Below are 14303 nucleotides of genomic sequence, written 5' to 3' on the forward strand. Positions count from 1 at the left end.
ACGTCGAAGGGGGCGGGGATCGATGATCCCCGCCCCCTTCGACGTACCCGCCCGTCTTAGAAGTTGATGACGAACGCCGGGTTCACGAAGTCGTACCAGCCGTTGTCCTGGTTGGGTCGCATCTCGAAGTGGAGGTGCGGGCCGGTGCTGCAGCCGGTGCTGCCGACGTAGCCGACGGTCTGGCCGCGCTGCACGGTCTGGCCGTTGCCGACGAGCGACCAGCTCGCCATGTGAGCGTAACGGGTCTGCCAGCCGTTGGGGTGGTTGATGCTGACCATGTTGCCGCCGCAGGGATCCCAGTAGGCGGACGCCACGGTACCCGACATCGCGGCGCGGATCGGGGTGCCGTACGCGGTCGCGAGGTCGATGCCGGTGTGGTCGGGGCGGCCCGGCGGGCGGAAGCCCTCGGAGACGTAGTAGCCGGTGACCGGGATCAGCCAGCCGTTGCTGCTGCCGTTGTTGCCGCCGCCCCCGGGGTTGGGGTTGACGGGCGGGTTGCCGCCATTGTTCCCGCCGTTGTTCTCTTGCTCACGGCGCCGCCGCTCTTCCTCCTCGGCCAGCCGGCGGTTCTCGGCCTCGATCCGCTTGCGCTCCGCCTCGGCTTCCTGACGCAGGCGTTCCTGGTAGCCGGCGACCGTCTTGGTGGTCTTGTCCTGCAGGGCGGCGAGCTGGGTCTCGAGGACCTGGATCTGCGCCTCCTGCTTGCGCACGACCTCGCCCTGGTTCTGCACCGCGGTCGCTGCGGCCTTCTCGGCGACGTCCGCCTCCTTGGCGAGGCGGTCCCGCTCGGCCTTCGCGGCTTCGGCCTGCTTGCTCAGCGAGTCGGCGTTGTTGGTGCTCTGCTCGGCCTGCTCCGAGATCACGGTGTTGCGCTCGGTGGCCTTCGACATCGAGGCGAGGCGACCGAGCAGCGCGTCGGCGGTGTCCTTGTTGGAGTCGAGGAACAGCTCGAGGTTGCGGTCGACGCCGCCCGAGCGGTACATCTGCGACACGAGCGCGGCCGCCTGCTCCTTCGCCCGATCGGCTTCCTTCTTGCTCGCCGCGGCCGCATCTTCGAGCGTCTTCGCCCGACCCGCGGCTTCGGCGAGCTTCTGCTCCGCGACTCGGCTGGCCTCGATCTTGTCGCTGTGCAGGTTGCGCAGCCGGTCGAGCTCCTTCTTCTGGCTCACGATGAGCTGCTCGATCTCCTTGACCTTGGCGTCGGTCGCGGCCTGGTTCGCCTTGGCGCGCTGCACGTCGTCCCAGGTCGGCAGGTCGACGGCGTGCGCCGCGGGCGGGGTCGCCGGCGGTGCCGTCAGCAGGGTCGCGGCGATGACGAGCGCGCCGAGGATCCCCCAGCGGGCGCGTTTGGCCTTGCGGCGCTCGGTCATGCGGAACCCACCTCTAACTGCTCGTCGTACACGGATCCGCGGACGCCGAAAGCGAACGCAGACACCCGATCACGGTATCAAACGGCCCCGCTGCCCGCCGAGACCCCTCGCCGCAGCACTCTCGGCTCACGTTCAGGTTCAAGGTGAAACTTCGGGGCCGGCGCCGGGAACGCCACGCCTCGGTCACGGTTCGGTCACGGATCAGAAATCTCCGCGACCGATATTGCTCAATATTAGTTTGTACGCTTTACTAACTCGCATGGACCCCGCAACGCAGCGCTCTTCCGCACCCGCTCGGCGTGCTCCCGGCGCGCTCCGCGTCGGAGCGAAGGCGCTCCCCGGCGACGCGCGACGGCACAACCGGACCCTCGTGCTCCAGACGGTCTACCGCAGCGGCCCCGCCAGCCGGGCCGACATCGCCCGGGCGACGCAGCTCACCAAGGTCACCGTCTCCGACCTTGTCTCCGAGCTCACCGCCGAGGGCCTCATGCTCGAACTCGGCACCCGCGAGGTCACCGGCCCCGGCAAGCCCGCCATGCTCGTCGATCTCGCGCGCACCACGCGCGCGATCGTCAGCCTCGACCTCAGCGACCACCGCCGGTTCCGCGGCGCCGTGCTCGACCTCGACGGCAGGATCCTGCACCGCGCCGACGCGCCGCTCGAGGGTGCGGTCGGCGACGCCGCGGTCGAGCGCACCGTCGCCCTCGCCGGTGAGCTCATCGCACGCACCGAGCTCTCGCTGCTCGGGCTCGGCGTCGGTACTCCGGGCGTCGTCGACGACGCGGGCACCGTGCGCACCGCCCCGAACCTCGGCTGGGCCGACGTGCCGCTCCAGCGGATCCTGCAGGAGCGCACGGGCCTCCCCACCGTCGTCGCCAACGACGGCAACGCCGGCGTGCTCGCCGAGCACAACTTCGGCGGCGCGGGCGACGACCTCATGCTCATCGCCATCGGCCACGGCCTGGGCTCCGGGCTGATCGTCGGCGGCGTGCCGGTCGTCGGCAGCAGCTTCGCCGGCGGCGAGATCGGGCAGGTGATGGTCGGTTCCGACCTCCCGCTCGACGCCCCCTACTCCCGCGAGCAGGTGCTCGAGCACTGGCTGTCGGTCCCCGGACTCACGGCCGCGCTCGCGGAAGCCGGCGACGACGGGCGCGAGCGCGTGCTCCGCGAGGCGGGGCAGCGCCTCGGCACGGTGCTCGCGCCCGTCGTCGGCGCCCTGAACCTCTCCGAGATCGTCCTCTCCGGCCCCCAGGAGCTCGTCGGCGACGTGCTCGCCGACGCCACCCTCGAGATCCTGCAGCGGCGCACGCTCCCCGAATCGCACCGCGGGCTCGTCATCCGCACCAGCTCCCAGGGCGCGGACCTGATCCTGCGCGGCGCCACGGCGCTCGTGCTGCAGGCGCAGCTCGGCATCACCTGATCCACCGCCCGGGCCCCGGCCGCGGGCGCAGACCTCACCGACGCAACACCTCGCGGACCGGCACCGCCGGAACCGCACCCCAGAAAGGAATCACCATGAAGAAGAGAACGCTCGTCGGCCTCGCCGCCGCGGCCGTCGCTTCGGCTCTCGTGCTCTCGGGCTGCTCGCAGGGCAGCGCGAACACCGCTGGCAGCGACAACAAGGGCAAGTCGATCACCATGTGGGTCATCGGCGCCGACACCCCCAAGGAGCTCCGCGACTACCTCAAGAAGGAGTTCACGAAGAAGACCGGGGCCGAGCTCAAGATCGAGGAGCAGACCTGGGGCGACATCGTCACCAAGCTGACCACCTCGCTGCCCGACAAGAACAACACCCCCGACGTCACCGAGATCGGCAACACCCAGTCGCCGACCTTCACCAACGTCGGCGCGTTCCTCGACGTGAGCGACATCACCGACGAGCTCGGCGGCAAGAACCTGCTGCAGTCGTTCGTCGACGCCGGCAAGGTCGACGGCAAGAACTACACGCTCCCCTACTACTTCGGGTCGCGCTACATGTTCATGCGCAAGGACATCTGGAGCGCCGCGGGCCAGCAGGTGCCCAAGACCCTCGACGAGTTCAACGCGGCGGTCAAGACGATCGCCGAGAAGAACCCGAAGGGCATCAAGAACTTCTCGGGCTTCTACCTGGGCGGCCAGGACTGGCGCGACGGCGTCTCGTGGATCTTCGCCAACGGCGGCGACATCGCCCAGCTGAAGGACGGCAAGTGGAAGGCCACCCTCGACTCCCCCGAGTCGCTGAAGGGCCTCCAGCAGCTGCAGGAGCTCTACCGCACCGCCTCGAAGGCACCGAACGATGCCAAGGACGCGAACCAGTACCAGTTCCTCAACGACTCGGACGAGGTCAAGGACGAGGCCGGCCAGGTCACGCAGAACCTGTCGCTGAGCGCCGCCACGATCATGGCGCCGGGCTGGGCGCACTGGTCGATCGGCGACCTGAAGAAGGACGACAAGGGCGAGCCGACCCGCGTGTGGAACGACGCCACCTTCGGCACCTTCGTGCTCCCGGGCAACGACGGCAAGCCCGCCCCGGTCTTCGCCGGCGGCTCGAACATCGGCATCTCGGCCGCGACCAAGGAGCCCGCGCTCTCCAAGGACCTGATGCGGATCATCTTCTCCAAGGAGTACCAGGAGATGCTCGGCAAGAACGGCCTCGGCCCGGCGAACCAGGAGTACACCTCCTCGCTCGGCGATGACCAGTTCGCGAAGGCCCTCGTCGAGTCGGCCTCGAACTCGAAGCTGACCCCGGCCGCGCCGGGCTGGGCGTCGATCGAGGCGAAGAACATCATGGAGGAGTTCTTCTCGCAGATCCGCGACTCGAACGATCTCGAGAAGCTGGCGAAGGACACCAACGCCAAGCTCGACGCGCTGCTCAACCAGAAGTGACGCCGAGGGCGTAGCCCTCAGCGTCATCCTGCGCGAGCGAAGCGAGTCGCAGGATCCCGAGGGCGTAGCCCTCAGCGTCATCCTGCGCGAGGAACGAACCGTCATCCTGCGCGAGGAACGAGTCGCAGGATCCGATCGAGATCCTGCGACTCCTCCGTCGCGCAGGATGACGGGCCCCGTCGCGCAGGATGACGGGCCCCGTCGCGCAGGATGACGACCCCCTCCCCTCCCCCACATCAAGAAAGGCCGCTCGATGAGCTCCGAACCCACCGTTCGCAAGCCGCGCCGTCCGTCGACGTTCGTGCCGTACGCGCTGCTGCTCCCGGCGACCCTCATCGTGTTGCTCGCACTCGGCTACCCCATCGTGTGGCAGCTGATCACCTCGATGCAGCATTTCGGCCTCGCGCAGCAGTTCGGCAAGCCGCCGGAGTTCGTGTGGTTCGCGAACTACGCCGAGCTGTTCACCTCCGCCGAGACGTGGATCGTCGTGATCCGCTCGGTGCTGTTCTGCCTCATCACGGCCGCCGTCACCATGGCCGTCGGCCTCGGACTCGCCCTGCTCATGCAGGCCGCGGCGACCTGGGTGCGGATCACCCTGCAGATCTCGCTGCTGCTCGCCTGGGCCACCCCTGTGGTCGCCGCCATGACCATCTGGAACTGGATCTTCGACTGGCGCCGCGGCCTCGTGAACTGGGTGCTCACCGGTCTCGGACTCCCGTTCGACGGCCACAACTGGCTGCAGAACCCGCTCTCGTTCTTCTTCGTCGCGCTCATCGTCGTGGTCTGGATGAGCGTCCCCTTCGTCGCGTTCTCGATCTACGCCGGCCTCACCCAGGTGCCCGGCGAGGTGCTCGAGGCCGCTCAGATGGACGGCGCCTCGGCCTGGCAGCGCCTGCGCCTCATCATCCTCCCGGTCATCAAGCCGGTGCTCGGCATCGTCATGCTGCTCCAGATCATCTGGGATCTGCGCGTCTTCACCCAGATCAAGATGCTGCAGGATCGCGGCTCGATCGCCAGCCAGACCGACGTGCTCGGCACGTACATCTACCAGCTCGGGATCGGATCCAGCGACTTCGCGATGGCGAGCGCCATGTCGATCTTCGTCCTGCTGCTCACCATCGCCCTCAGCTGGGCCTATGTCCGCAATCTGATCAAGGAGGACGAGGGACGATGAGCATCGCAGCGCCCCGCCGCGCCACCGCCCCCGCCCGTCGCGGCACCAGCCGCCGCACCGCCCGAACGCTCTTCGCCGTGCTCGGCGTCGTGCTCTCGGCGATCTGGGTGTTCCCCGTCTACTGGATGCTGAACTCGTCGCTGCTGCCGGCGGTGACGCTCGATCAGACCACCCCGACGCTGCTGCCGTTCGGCGGCTCCTTCGCCAACTTCGCGAAGATCCTCGAGGGCGGCACGTTCTTCCCCGCGCTCGGCATGAGCGTTCTCATCGCGCTGGTCACCGTGATCGTCTGCCTCGCATTCGCGTTCCTCGCGGCGCTCGCGATCAGCCGCTTCCGGTTCAAGGGCCGCCGCAGCTTCGTGCTCGCCGTGCTCTTCATCCAGATGCTCCCCGCCGAGGGCATGTTCATCGCGCAGTACAAGCTGATGGACTCGCTGAACCTCCTCAACTCGGTGATCGGCGTCAGCATCATCTACATCGCTGCCGTGGTGCCGTTCACGATCTGGATGCTGCGCGGCTTCGTCGCCGGCGTCCCCGCCGACCTCGAGGAGGCGGCGATGGTCGACGGTCTGAGCCGCACGCAGGCCTTCCTGCGCATCACCTTCCCGCTGCTCGCGCCGGGCCTGGTGGCGAGCGGTGTCTACGCGTTCCTGCAGGCCTGGAACGAGTTCACGGTGGCGCTGGTGATCCTGCAGAACTCGGAGTCGCACACGCTGCCGCTCTGGCTGCGCGGCTTCGTGCAGCAGTCGGCCTCGCGCACCATCGACTGGGGTCAGGTGATGGCCGCGTCGACCCTCGTCGCGATCCCCGTCATCATCTTCTTCCTGTTCGTGCAGGGCCGCATGACCAGCGGCCTCGTCAGCGGGGCGGTCAAGGGATGAGCGAGCGGAGCACGGTCCTCCCGCCCGCCGAGGGGCTCCGCGCCGAGGTGCGCGCGACGCTCATGCCGGGGTTCCCGGGCCTCGAGGCGCCCGAGTGGATCCGCGACGCGCTGCGCGACGGCCTGCACTCGGTCTGCATCTACGGCGAGAACGTGCGCGATGCCGACCAACTGCGCGCGCTCGGCCGCTCGCTGCGCGAGGCCCGCCCGGACGCGCTCGTCGCCATCGACGAGGAGGGCGGCGAGGTCACCCGCCTGCACTACGTGGACGGCGCTCCCTACCCGGGGCCGCGGTCCTCGGCCGCATCGACGACCTCGACTACACGGCCGAGATCGGCGCCCGGGTCGCCCGCGCGGTGCGCAGCGCCGGCACCTCGCTCGTGCTCGCTCCCGACGCCGACGTGAACGCGAACCCCCGCAACCCCGTGATCGGCACCCGCAGCTTCTCGTCCGATCCCGAGCGCGCCGCCGCGCACGTCGCGGCGTGGGTGCGCGGCGCGCAGGCCGCGGGCGTCGCGACCTGCCCCAAGCACTTCCCCGGGCACGGCGACACCGCGCAGGACAGCCACCTGGCACTGCCGGTGGTGGACGTCGCGCCCGAGGTGCTCGTACAGCGCGAGCTCGTCCCCTTCCGCTCGGCCATCGCGGCCGGCGCGCAGACGATCATGTCGTCGCACATCCTGCTCCCCCGCATCGACCCCGACGCTCCGGCGACGTTCAGCCGCACGATCCTGCAGGGGATCCTGCGCGAGCGCCTCGGCTTCGACGGCGTCGTGGTGTCCGATGCGCTCGACATGCGCGGCGCCAGCGGCGAGATCGGGATCCCGGCCGCGGCCGCACGGGCTCTCGCGGCCGGCTGCGATCTGCTCTGCATCGGCCCAGGCACGACCCCCGCCCAGCTCGCCGAGATCGAGGATCGGATCCTCGCCGCGGTCGAGGCCGGCGAACTCTCGGCGGCGCGCGTGCGCGACGCCGCAGCTCGGGTTCGCGCGCTCGCGGAGGCCGTACCCCCGATCGCCGGGGACGCGCTCGCTGACCTCGCTGCAGAGGCCGAAGCGAGGGACGCGGTGACCGCGGACGAGCTGCTGCGCGTCGCCGACTCCTTCTCGGGCACCGACCGTGCGCACGGCTGGCTCCGCGCGCACCCGGGCGCCGCCGTGGTGCGCGTCGAGACCGTCGCGAACATGGCCGTCGGCTTCGCCCCGTGGGGCCCCTTCGCCGCGGCCGCGACGCCGATCGACGGCACCGGCCCGTCCGCCGAGGCGTTCCGCGCCCGCCCGGAGGTCCTCGTCGATGCCGAGACCCCCGGAATCTGGACCGACGCGCCCGCGGCGATCGTCATCGGGCGGGAGCTGCACCGGCACCCCTTCGCCGTCGCCGGGATCGCGGCGCTCCGCGAGCGCGGCACGGCCGTGCTCACGGTCGAGATGGGGTGGCCCGACGCCGAGGTGCCCGCCGACCTCTCGACCTACGGCTCGTCCCGCCTCGTCGGAGCGGCGCTGCTCTCCGTGCTCGAAGCCCCGGCCGCATGAGCGTCGGCGTCGCATCCGCCCGGCCGCGCATCGGTCTCGACATCGGCGGCACCAAGCTCGAGGCGATCTCGATCGATCCCGCGGGCGCGGTGACGGGAAGCCTGCGCCTGCCGACCGAGCCCGGCGAGGCCGCGGTGCTGCGGTCGAGCGAGCTCGCCGTGCGCACGCTGGCCGAACGCGCCGGCGTGCCGCTCGACGGCTTCGCATCGGTGGGGATCGGGATCCCCGGACGCATCGACCGGCGCAGCGGGATCGTGCACGACGCCGTGAACCTCGGTGTCCGATCGCTCGCGCTGGGACCCGACCTCTCCGCCCGGATCGGCCTGCCCGTGACCCTCGACAACGACGTGACCGCTGCCGCGGTCGGCGCCGTGTCGCTGCTGGGCCTGCGCGGCACCGCCGCCTATCTCAACCTCGGCACCGGCCTCGCGGCCGGGATCGTCGTCGACGGGGTCCCCTGGCGGGGCGGCACCGGCATCGCCGGCGAGATCGGGCACCTGCCCTTCGACTCCGCCGGGCTCCCCTGCGCCTGCGGCCAGCGCGGCTGCCTCGAGACCGCCGCGAGCGGTTCCGCGCTGAAACGGACCTGGCCGGCCGGCGGCGAGCATCCCGGACGCGTGCTCCTCGCCGCGATCGCGGCGGGCGATCCGGACGCGCGGCACGCCTTCGACCGGCTCGTCTCGGGAGCGGCGCACTGCGTGCAGCTGCTCGCGCTCTCGATCGACCCCTCGGCCATCGTCATCGGCGGCGGACTGCGCCTGCTCGGCGCTCCCCTGCTCGACGGGATCCGGGCGGAGCTCGCTGCGCGCGCAGCGACGTCGCCGTTCCTCGCCGGCGCGGCCCTCGCCGAGCGCGTGCGCCTGCTCGACGGGGACTCCCCCGCTGCCGCCGTCGGCGCCGCGCTGTCCGCCGACCGCTGACGACTCGTCGCCGACCGTTCACCGGAACACGCCGCGCGCACGCACGGGATCGGCATAGGCTGGAATCCCGACCGTGAGGACCCCCATGAGCGAACCGTTGGACGCCGCGAGCTTCGTCGCCGCAGGCCCCGATCAGATCGACGTCACGCCCGAGATCGACGAGCTCGGCGAACTGCGCCGGGCAGGTGCTCCGCGTCGCCTCGACGTGTCTCCGGAAGCGCCCTGGCGGCAGGGCTACCCGTACGACGTGAAGCTCTCGCGGTCCGCGTACGAGCGCGAGAAGCGCAAGCTACAGATCGAGCTCCTCAAGCTGCAGGCCTGGGTGAAGGAGAGCGGCCAGAAGATCGTGCTCCTGTTCGAGGGCCGCGATGCCGCGGGCAAGGGCGGCGCGATCAAGCGATTCATGGAGCACCTCAACCCCCGCGGCGCCCGCGTGGTCGCGCTCGAGATCCCGACCGACCGCGAGCGCAGCCAGTGGTACTTCCAGCGCTACGTGCAGCACCTGCCCTCGGGCGGCGAGATCGTGATGTTCGACCGGTCCTGGTACAACCGGGCGGGCGTCGAGCGGGTCATGGGCTACTGCACGCCGCAGGAGTACCTCGAGTTCACGCGCTCCGCGCCCGAGTTCGAGCGGATGCTCGTGCAGTCGGGCGTGCACCTCATCAAGTTCTGGTTCTCGGTGGGTCGCGCCGAGCAGCACGATCGCTTCATGTCGCGATCGCAGGACGTGGTGAAGCAGTGGAAGCTGTCGCCCACCGACCTCGCGAGCCTCGACAAGTGGGACGACTACACGGCCGCCAAGGAGGCCATGTTCTTCTACACGGACACCCCGCAGGCGCCGTGGACGGTCGTCAAGTCGAACGACAAGAAGCGCGCCCGCCTCGAGGCGATGCGCTGGGTGCTGTCGCAGTTCGACTACCCCGACAAGGACCGCAAGGTGGTCGGCACCCCCGATCCGCGGATCATCGGCGCGCCCGCGAGCGTGTACGACGAGGGCGAGACCCCCTCGGGCACGTTCCCCGTGGTGTCGGGCCGGAGCTGATCGGGATCCCGCGATGACCCGCCCCGCGCCGCCGGATCCGACCCCGATGGAGATCGAGCGCTGGGAGGGCTTCGGCGGGACCTGGCGGGTCGAGTCGGTTGACGATCGCCGCTGTCGCATCGCGCTCTGCCGCTGCGACGGCGGCGAGATCGTCGACTACTTCGAGTCGGAGGAGCCCGCGATCGTGCGGTGGGCCGCCCGGAGGCTCAGCCCGCACTGAGCCCGATCAGAGCTCGACCACGGAGTCCCAGGACAGGAACCGGCGATCCTGGTAGAGCAGCGGCGCCGCGCCATCGGCCCCGGGCAGCACCTCGAGCACGTCCGCGAGGATCAGGTTCGACGGTCCGACGGGGTGCACCTCGCGGGCGACGCAGCGCAGTGCGACCGCGGCGCTCGGCAGGTACGGCTCGCCGGTCGGCAGCGTCTCCCAGCCCTGCGCGTCGGTGAACCTGGGGGCGCCGGTGCGGGCGAACGCCTCGGCGACCTCGCGCTGGCCGCTCGTCAGGAAGTGCACGACGAAGCTCGGCGCGCTGAGGATCCCGCCGGCGCTGCCGGTAGCGCGCGTGACCGAGAACGACAGCACGGGCGGTTCCGCGCTGACCGACGCCACCGACGAGAGCGTGAGGCCGACCGGTCCGTCGGGCGCGACGCCCGACACGAGCGCCACACCCGCGGGGTGCAGGCGGAACGCGTTCTTGAATCGGTCGGTCGTCTCGGTCTGCGCAGCGGTATCGGTCACGGTGCTCCATTCTCGCGTATTCATCTGGATGAACCGCGAGCGGAGCCTGCGTATTCCGGGTCCCGTCGGCCTGGAGCTCGCGAGGACCCGTCAGGACTACGCCTGCTGGATGCGCAGCATGTTGCCCGCGGGATCCCGGAAGGCGCAGTCACGCGCGCCCCACTGCTGATCCATGGGCTCCTGCACGACCTCGGCGCCGGCCGCTTCGAGTCGGGCGAAGGTCGCGTCGAGGTCGGAGGCCGAGAGGTTCGCGCCGAAGTAGCTGCCCTTGGCGATCAGCTCCATCAGCGTGCGGCCCTCCTCCTCGGTGAGTCCGGGGTTCGCGAGCGGCGGGTGCAGCACGATAGCGGTGTCGGGCTGGTCGACCGGACCGACCGTGATCCACCGCATGTTCTCGTGGCCGACGTCGAGGCGCACCTCGAAGCCGAGCGCGTCGCGGTAGAAGGCCAGCGAGGCCTCGGCGTCGACGAGGGGCAGGAAACTGGAACGGATGGTGATGCTCATGGCTTCAGCGTAGGCACGCCGACGAGCTCACGCTTCTCGATTCCTGATCGGTCTCGAGATCTGTTTCACGATGCACGGCGGCATGCCCGGCAGGGCCTCCGCGCCGCTCGCCCGGTACTCGCTCGGAGGCACGCCGACGAGCTCGGCGAAGCGGAGGCTGAACGTGCCGAGCGACGAGTACCCGATCTCGAAGCAGATGTCGGTCACGCTGAGCTCGCTGTTCCGCAGCAGCACCATGGCACGCTCGATCCGCCGGGTCATCAGGTACGAGTAGGGCGATTCGCCGAAGGCGCGCTTGAACTGCCGGCTCAGGTGCCCGGCCGACATGTGGGCTCCCGCGGCGAGCGCCTCGACGTCGAGCGGGCTCGCGAACTCGCGGTCGATGCGATCGCGCACACGGCGGAGCGCGACGAGCGTCGCGAGGTCGGCTGGTTTCGCCCCGGGTCCCGGAGCGGGGTCGGTCATGTGCCGAGCACCGGGCCGTGCTCGGCGACGGTGTTCGCGACGGCGAAGAACACCCCGAAGGTGATCCCTGGCCCGAGCACGGCGAGCACGATCGCGGCCACGCCGAACCATCGACCGCGTCCGGTCGCGGTCGCGATGATGCCGAGGATCAGCGCGGCGAGGCCGAGCAGCGCCCACAGCCCCTGGGACAGACCGAGCCAGCCGAGGGCCGATGCTTCGGCATCGGGGATCGCTCCGGAGGCGCTGTAGCGGTACGTGAGGTCGACGATCCGGGTGGCTCCGATCCATGCGGTTCCGGCCGATGCGGCCAGCGCGACGAGCACGAGCACGAGCGCGGTGATGCCGAGGCCCGCGGGCCGGGCCGCCCGGGTGGGCGGGAGGACGGGCTGCGGGGGCATCGGGACCCAGCTCGGTCCGCTGGAGGGATAGGGGGCGCTCACCCTTCGAGGCTATCCGTCCAGCTTCGGCTTCGCCACGGCGGGTAGCATCGGGGGTTCGTGTCCGCCGCCAGCCCCGAGGAGCCCCGATGCCCGAACCCGCTCGACGTCGCCGGCCTGCCGGGATCCTGATCGCGCTCTGCTCCGCGCTGCTCGGCGCTGCGATCCTCTGGCACGCCCAGGTTCCCGACCTGCTGGGGCTGGCGCTGCCCTTCGAAGCGGTCCTCCCCTGGTTGGGCGTTCCGATCGCGCTGCTGCTGCTCGCGGCCCTGTTCCGTCGGGCCTGGTTCGGGATCCTGATGAGCCTCGCCGCGGTGGCGGCGTGGAGCATCGTGTTCACCCCGCGGGTGCTGCCCCTCGAACCGGTCTCGGGCAGCGGCGCGGCCGCGATCACGGTGCTCAGCCAGAACCTGCACGGCGTCGACGGCTCGCCCGAGAAGAGCGCCCGGGCGGCGATCGGGCAGCAGGCCGACATCGTCGCGTTCGAGGAGGTCGACGCGGCCGCTCGCGGCACCGTGGACGAGGTGCTCGGCGGCGCGTATCCGCACGCGGTCCGCGTGGGCACGGTGTCGCTGTGGAGCCGATTCCCGCTGTCGAACCTCGAGCCCCTCGATCTGGGGCTCGGGTGGAAGCGGGCGCTGCGCGTCACCGCCGAGACGCCGAGCGGGCCGGTTCGGGTCTACGCCGTGCACGCGGCTTCCGCCCGGATCGGAGCCCACGAGGAGCGCGACCGGATGCTCGACGAGCTGCGGCAGGAGATCCAGCAGGACGGCGCCTCGCGGATCATCGCGATGGGCGACTTCAATGCGGGCACCGACGATCGGGCCTTCGCCCCGCTGCTGGAGCTGCTCCGCGAGCCGCGCGATTCGAGCTGGGGCTTCGGTTTCACCTGGCCGGCCGAGTTCCCGTTCGTGCGGCTCGACCACGTGCTGGAGCGCGGCTTCGATCCGCGCGCGATGCGCACCGTCGAGCTCGGCGACAGCGACCACCTCGCGGTCGTGGCGACGCTGCGGCCGTCCGTCTAGCGAGCGCGGCGCGCGCTCGCGGCCGAGCTCCTCCGGATGCGGAGGATGCACGCGACGACGGCGAGCACGATCACGAACGCGCCGTACCCCGCGACGACCGGCCCGAGCCCGAGCACCGGCACCAGGAGGCCCGCGACGACGGTCGGGATCCCGAACGCCAGGTACGAGAACAGGAAGATCACCGAGAACACGTCGGCGCGCTGCGTCGCGGGGATGTTCGGCGCGAGCGCGCTCACGACGCCGAAGAACGCGGTGCCGAAGCCGGCGCCAGTGACCGCCGCCGCGGCGAGGTACCCGGGCAGGGAGCCGAGGCCGAGCGCGACGAGCGAGAGCGCGGTGCCGAGGGCGAGGGCCGCGGTGCCGAACACGGTCACGGTGCGCGGACTGCGGCGCCGGATCGCGAGCGCCGCGACGGCGCCGGTACCCGCGAGCAGCGCGACCGAGAGCCCCTGCGCGAGGTGCGCGGTGCCGCCGAGCTGCGCGCGCACGATGCTGGCGCCGAAGGACAGGAAGAGGCCGCCCGTCGCCCAGCCCGCGACGATGGCGGGCGCGCTGCGCCAGAAGTCGGCGCGGATGCCGAGCGGCAGCGAGAGCCGGAACGCGAGCGAGGCGAGCGCGCCCGGCCTGCGGGGCGCGGTCTCGGGCGCGAACACGAAGAGCAGCGCGAGCAGCACGTAGAGCGCCGCGAGCGGACCGAACACGTCGGCCATGGCCTCGCGGGTCAGGTCGAGCGCGATCCCCGAGACGAGCGCGCCCAGCGCGAGCCCGATGCCGGGCCCGAGTGCGTTCCAGATCGCGGCGGATCCGGGTCGCGAGGCGGGTTCGAGGTCGGTGATCGAGGCCGAGAGCGAGGAGAGCAGGAGGCCGCTCGCGACCCCCTGGATCACGCGAGCGACGACGAGCAGGGCGACCGAGTCGGCGTGCCAGAACACGGCGAGTCCCCCGGCCAGCACCAGCAGGCCGACGATCGCGACCGGGCGGCGCCCGATGTGGTCGGAGATCGATCCCGCGGTGAGCAGGGTGAGCAGCAGCGCGAGCGCGTAGACCGCGAAGACCGCCGAGATGGTCGATGGGCCGAAGCCGATGGACTCGGCGAGCACGGGGTAGAACGGCGAGGGCGCACTCGCTCCGGCCATCATCGCGATGAGCGAGACGACCGAGAGCGCGCGAGCGGCGCGTTCACCGCGCACCGCGGAGCCTGCGGGGCGCGCGGCGGCGACGGGGACGGATCCGGTCGCGGATGCGGTGTCTGCGGTCATGGGATCCCCTCGCTCGGTCGACCGGTCGGCCAGCCATTCAGTTCGAAAATGCTCGAACGATTGGAGCGTAGTCGACGCGAGCGAATGGTTC

The 14303-nt window shown here is 71.0% G+C and carries 16 protein-coding genes; 10 read left to right on the top strand and 6 right to left on the bottom strand.

Translation table 11 applies throughout. The features are described from left to right. Window positions 1–56: 56 nt before the first annotated feature. Window positions 57–1370, bottom strand: a complete 1314-nt coding sequence (locus tag XM48_RS08565) for a M23 family metallopeptidase (protein WP_052961396.1) — start codon at window positions 1368–1370, stop codon at window positions 57–59. Window positions 1371–1629: 259 nt separating this feature from the next. On the opposite strand from XM48_RS08565, the gene XM48_RS08570 reads away from it, so the two are divergent. The 9 genes from XM48_RS08570 (at window position 1630) to XM48_RS17880 (ending at window position 10003) form a co-directional block, all read left to right on the top strand. Beyond that, window positions 1630–2790 carry an ROK family transcriptional regulator gene (locus XM48_RS08570; RefSeq protein WP_046455398.1) on the top strand — a complete coding sequence of 387 codons (1161 nt, stop codon included), beginning with the start codon at window positions 1630–1632 and terminating at the stop codon, window positions 2788–2790. Window positions 2791–2885: 95 nt separating this feature from the next. Next, window positions 2886–4235, top strand: coding sequence for an extracellular solute-binding protein (locus tag XM48_RS08575; protein ID WP_046455399.1), 1350 nt, complete (start codon window positions 2886–2888; stop codon window positions 4233–4235). Window positions 4236–4488: 253 nt separating this feature from the next. Beyond that, window positions 4489–5409: a carbohydrate ABC transporter permease gene (locus XM48_RS08585; protein WP_046455401.1), complete on the top strand. Its 921-nt coding sequence runs from the start codon at window positions 4489–4491 to the stop codon at window positions 5407–5409. Continuing rightward, window positions 5406–6290, top strand: coding sequence for a carbohydrate ABC transporter permease (locus XM48_RS08590; RefSeq protein WP_046455402.1), 885 nt, complete (start codon window positions 5406–5408; stop codon window positions 6288–6290). The genes XM48_RS08585 and XM48_RS08590 overlap by 4 nt, the downstream gene beginning before the upstream one ends. Continuing rightward, a complete protein-coding gene (locus XM48_RS18490) occupies window positions 6287–6694 on the top strand; it encodes a hypothetical protein (RefSeq protein WP_231580850.1) in 408 nt (135 codons plus the stop codon). The genes XM48_RS08590 and XM48_RS18490 overlap by 4 nt, the downstream gene beginning before the upstream one ends. Then, complete coding sequence (locus XM48_RS08595) at window positions 6622–7821, top strand: glycoside hydrolase family 3 N-terminal domain-containing protein (RefSeq protein WP_231580849.1); 1200 nt, start codon at window positions 6622–6624, stop codon at window positions 7819–7821. Before XM48_RS18490 ends, XM48_RS08595 begins: the two co-directional genes overlap by 73 nt. Beyond that, window positions 7818–8741 (top strand): ROK family protein, encoded by a 924-nt coding sequence (locus XM48_RS08600; protein WP_046455403.1) that lies wholly within the window; start codon window positions 7818–7820, stop codon window positions 8739–8741. The genes XM48_RS08595 and XM48_RS08600 overlap by 4 nt, the downstream gene beginning before the upstream one ends. Before the next feature lie 85 nt (window positions 8742–8826). After that, complete coding sequence (gene ppk2, locus XM48_RS08605) at window positions 8827–9783, top strand: polyphosphate kinase 2 (RefSeq protein ID WP_046455404.1); 957 nt, start codon at window positions 8827–8829, stop codon at window positions 9781–9783. 13 nt (window positions 9784–9796) lie between these two features. Beyond that, on the top strand, window positions 9797–10003 hold the full coding sequence (locus XM48_RS17880) for a hypothetical protein (protein WP_046455405.1): 207 nt from the start codon (window positions 9797–9799) through the stop codon (window positions 10001–10003). 6 nt (window positions 10004–10009) lie between these two features. Here XM48_RS17880 and XM48_RS08615 read toward each other — a convergent pair whose 3' ends face one another. The 4 genes from XM48_RS08615 to XM48_RS16940 all read right to left on the bottom strand — a co-directional run bounded on the left by XM48_RS08615 (window position 10010) and on the right by XM48_RS16940 (window position 11931). After that, window positions 10010–10522 (bottom strand): flavin reductase family protein, encoded by a 513-nt coding sequence (locus XM48_RS08615; protein WP_231580846.1) that lies wholly within the window; start codon window positions 10520–10522, stop codon window positions 10010–10012. 96 nt (window positions 10523–10618) lie between these two features. Beyond that, window positions 10619–11026 carry a VOC family protein gene (locus XM48_RS08620; protein WP_046455407.1) on the bottom strand — a complete coding sequence of 136 codons (408 nt, stop codon included), beginning with the start codon at window positions 11024–11026 and terminating at the stop codon, window positions 10619–10621. Between the two features lie 27 nt (window positions 11027–11053). Continuing rightward, window positions 11054–11491, bottom strand: a complete 438-nt coding sequence (locus tag XM48_RS08625) for a helix-turn-helix transcriptional regulator (protein ID WP_046455408.1) — start codon at window positions 11489–11491, stop codon at window positions 11054–11056. Next, complete coding sequence (locus XM48_RS16940; RefSeq protein WP_156174985.1) at window positions 11488–11931, bottom strand: hypothetical protein; 444 nt, start codon at window positions 11929–11931, stop codon at window positions 11488–11490. Before XM48_RS16940 ends, XM48_RS08625 begins: the two co-directional genes overlap by 4 nt. 86 nt (window positions 11932–12017) lie before the next feature. On the opposite strand from XM48_RS16940, the gene XM48_RS08635 reads away from it, so the two are divergent. After that, window positions 12018–12953, top strand: a complete 936-nt coding sequence (locus tag XM48_RS08635) for an endonuclease/exonuclease/phosphatase family protein (RefSeq protein WP_052961398.1) — start codon at window positions 12018–12020, stop codon at window positions 12951–12953. On the opposite strand, the gene XM48_RS08640 is transcribed toward XM48_RS08635, so the two are convergent. Next, window positions 12950–14212, bottom strand: a complete 1263-nt coding sequence (locus XM48_RS08640; RefSeq protein WP_084821072.1) for an MFS transporter — start codon at window positions 14210–14212, stop codon at window positions 12950–12952. The two genes, XM48_RS08635 and XM48_RS08640, sit on opposite strands and share 4 nt — an antisense overlap. Between the last annotated feature and the right edge of the window lie 91 nt (window positions 14213–14303).

Source organism: Leucobacter sp. Ag1 (assembly GCF_000980875.1).
Taxonomy (GTDB): Bacteria; Actinomycetota; Actinomycetes; order Actinomycetales; family Microbacteriaceae; genus Leucobacter; species Leucobacter iarius.

Excerpts from the sequence above, each read along its gene's own strand:
- XM48_RS08575 (WP_046455399.1), top strand. The coding sequence starts at position 2,886 with ATGAAGAAGAGAACGCTCGTCGGCCTCGCCGCCGCGGCCGTCGCTTCG.
- XM48_RS08590 (WP_046455402.1), top strand. The coding sequence starts at position 5,406 with ATGAGCATCGCAGCGCCCCGCCGCGCCACCGCCCCCGCCCGTCGCGGC.
- XM48_RS08625 (WP_046455408.1), bottom strand. The coding sequence starts at position 11,491 with ATGACCGACCCCGCTCCGGGACCCGGGGCGAAACCAGCCGACCTCGCG.
- XM48_RS08635 (WP_052961398.1), top strand. The coding sequence starts at position 12,018 with ATGCCCGAACCCGCTCGACGTCGCCGGCCTGCCGGGATCCTGATCGCG.
- XM48_RS08570 (WP_046455398.1), top strand. The coding sequence starts at position 1,630 with ATGGACCCCGCAACGCAGCGCTCTTCCGCACCCGCTCGGCGTGCTCCC.
- XM48_RS08565 (WP_052961396.1), bottom strand. The coding sequence starts at position 1,370 with ATGACCGAGCGCCGCAAGGCCAAACGCGCCCGCTGGGGGATCCTCGGC.
- XM48_RS08600 (WP_046455403.1), top strand. The coding sequence starts at position 7,818 with ATGAGCGTCGGCGTCGCATCCGCCCGGCCGCGCATCGGTCTCGACATC.
- XM48_RS08640 (WP_084821072.1), bottom strand. The coding sequence starts at position 14,212 with ATGACCGCAGACACCGCATCCGCGACCGGATCCGTCCCCGTCGCCGCC.
- ppk2 (WP_046455404.1), top strand. The coding sequence starts at position 8,827 with ATGAGCGAACCGTTGGACGCCGCGAGCTTCGTCGCCGCAGGCCCCGAT.
- XM48_RS18490 (WP_231580850.1), top strand. The coding sequence starts at position 6,287 with ATGAGCGAGCGGAGCACGGTCCTCCCGCCCGCCGAGGGGCTCCGCGCC.
- XM48_RS08585 (WP_046455401.1), top strand. The coding sequence starts at position 4,489 with ATGAGCTCCGAACCCACCGTTCGCAAGCCGCGCCGTCCGTCGACGTTC.
- XM48_RS17880 (WP_046455405.1), top strand. The coding sequence starts at position 9,797 with ATGACCCGCCCCGCGCCGCCGGATCCGACCCCGATGGAGATCGAGCGC.
- XM48_RS08620 (WP_046455407.1), bottom strand. The coding sequence starts at position 11,026 with ATGAGCATCACCATCCGTTCCAGTTTCCTGCCCCTCGTCGACGCCGAG.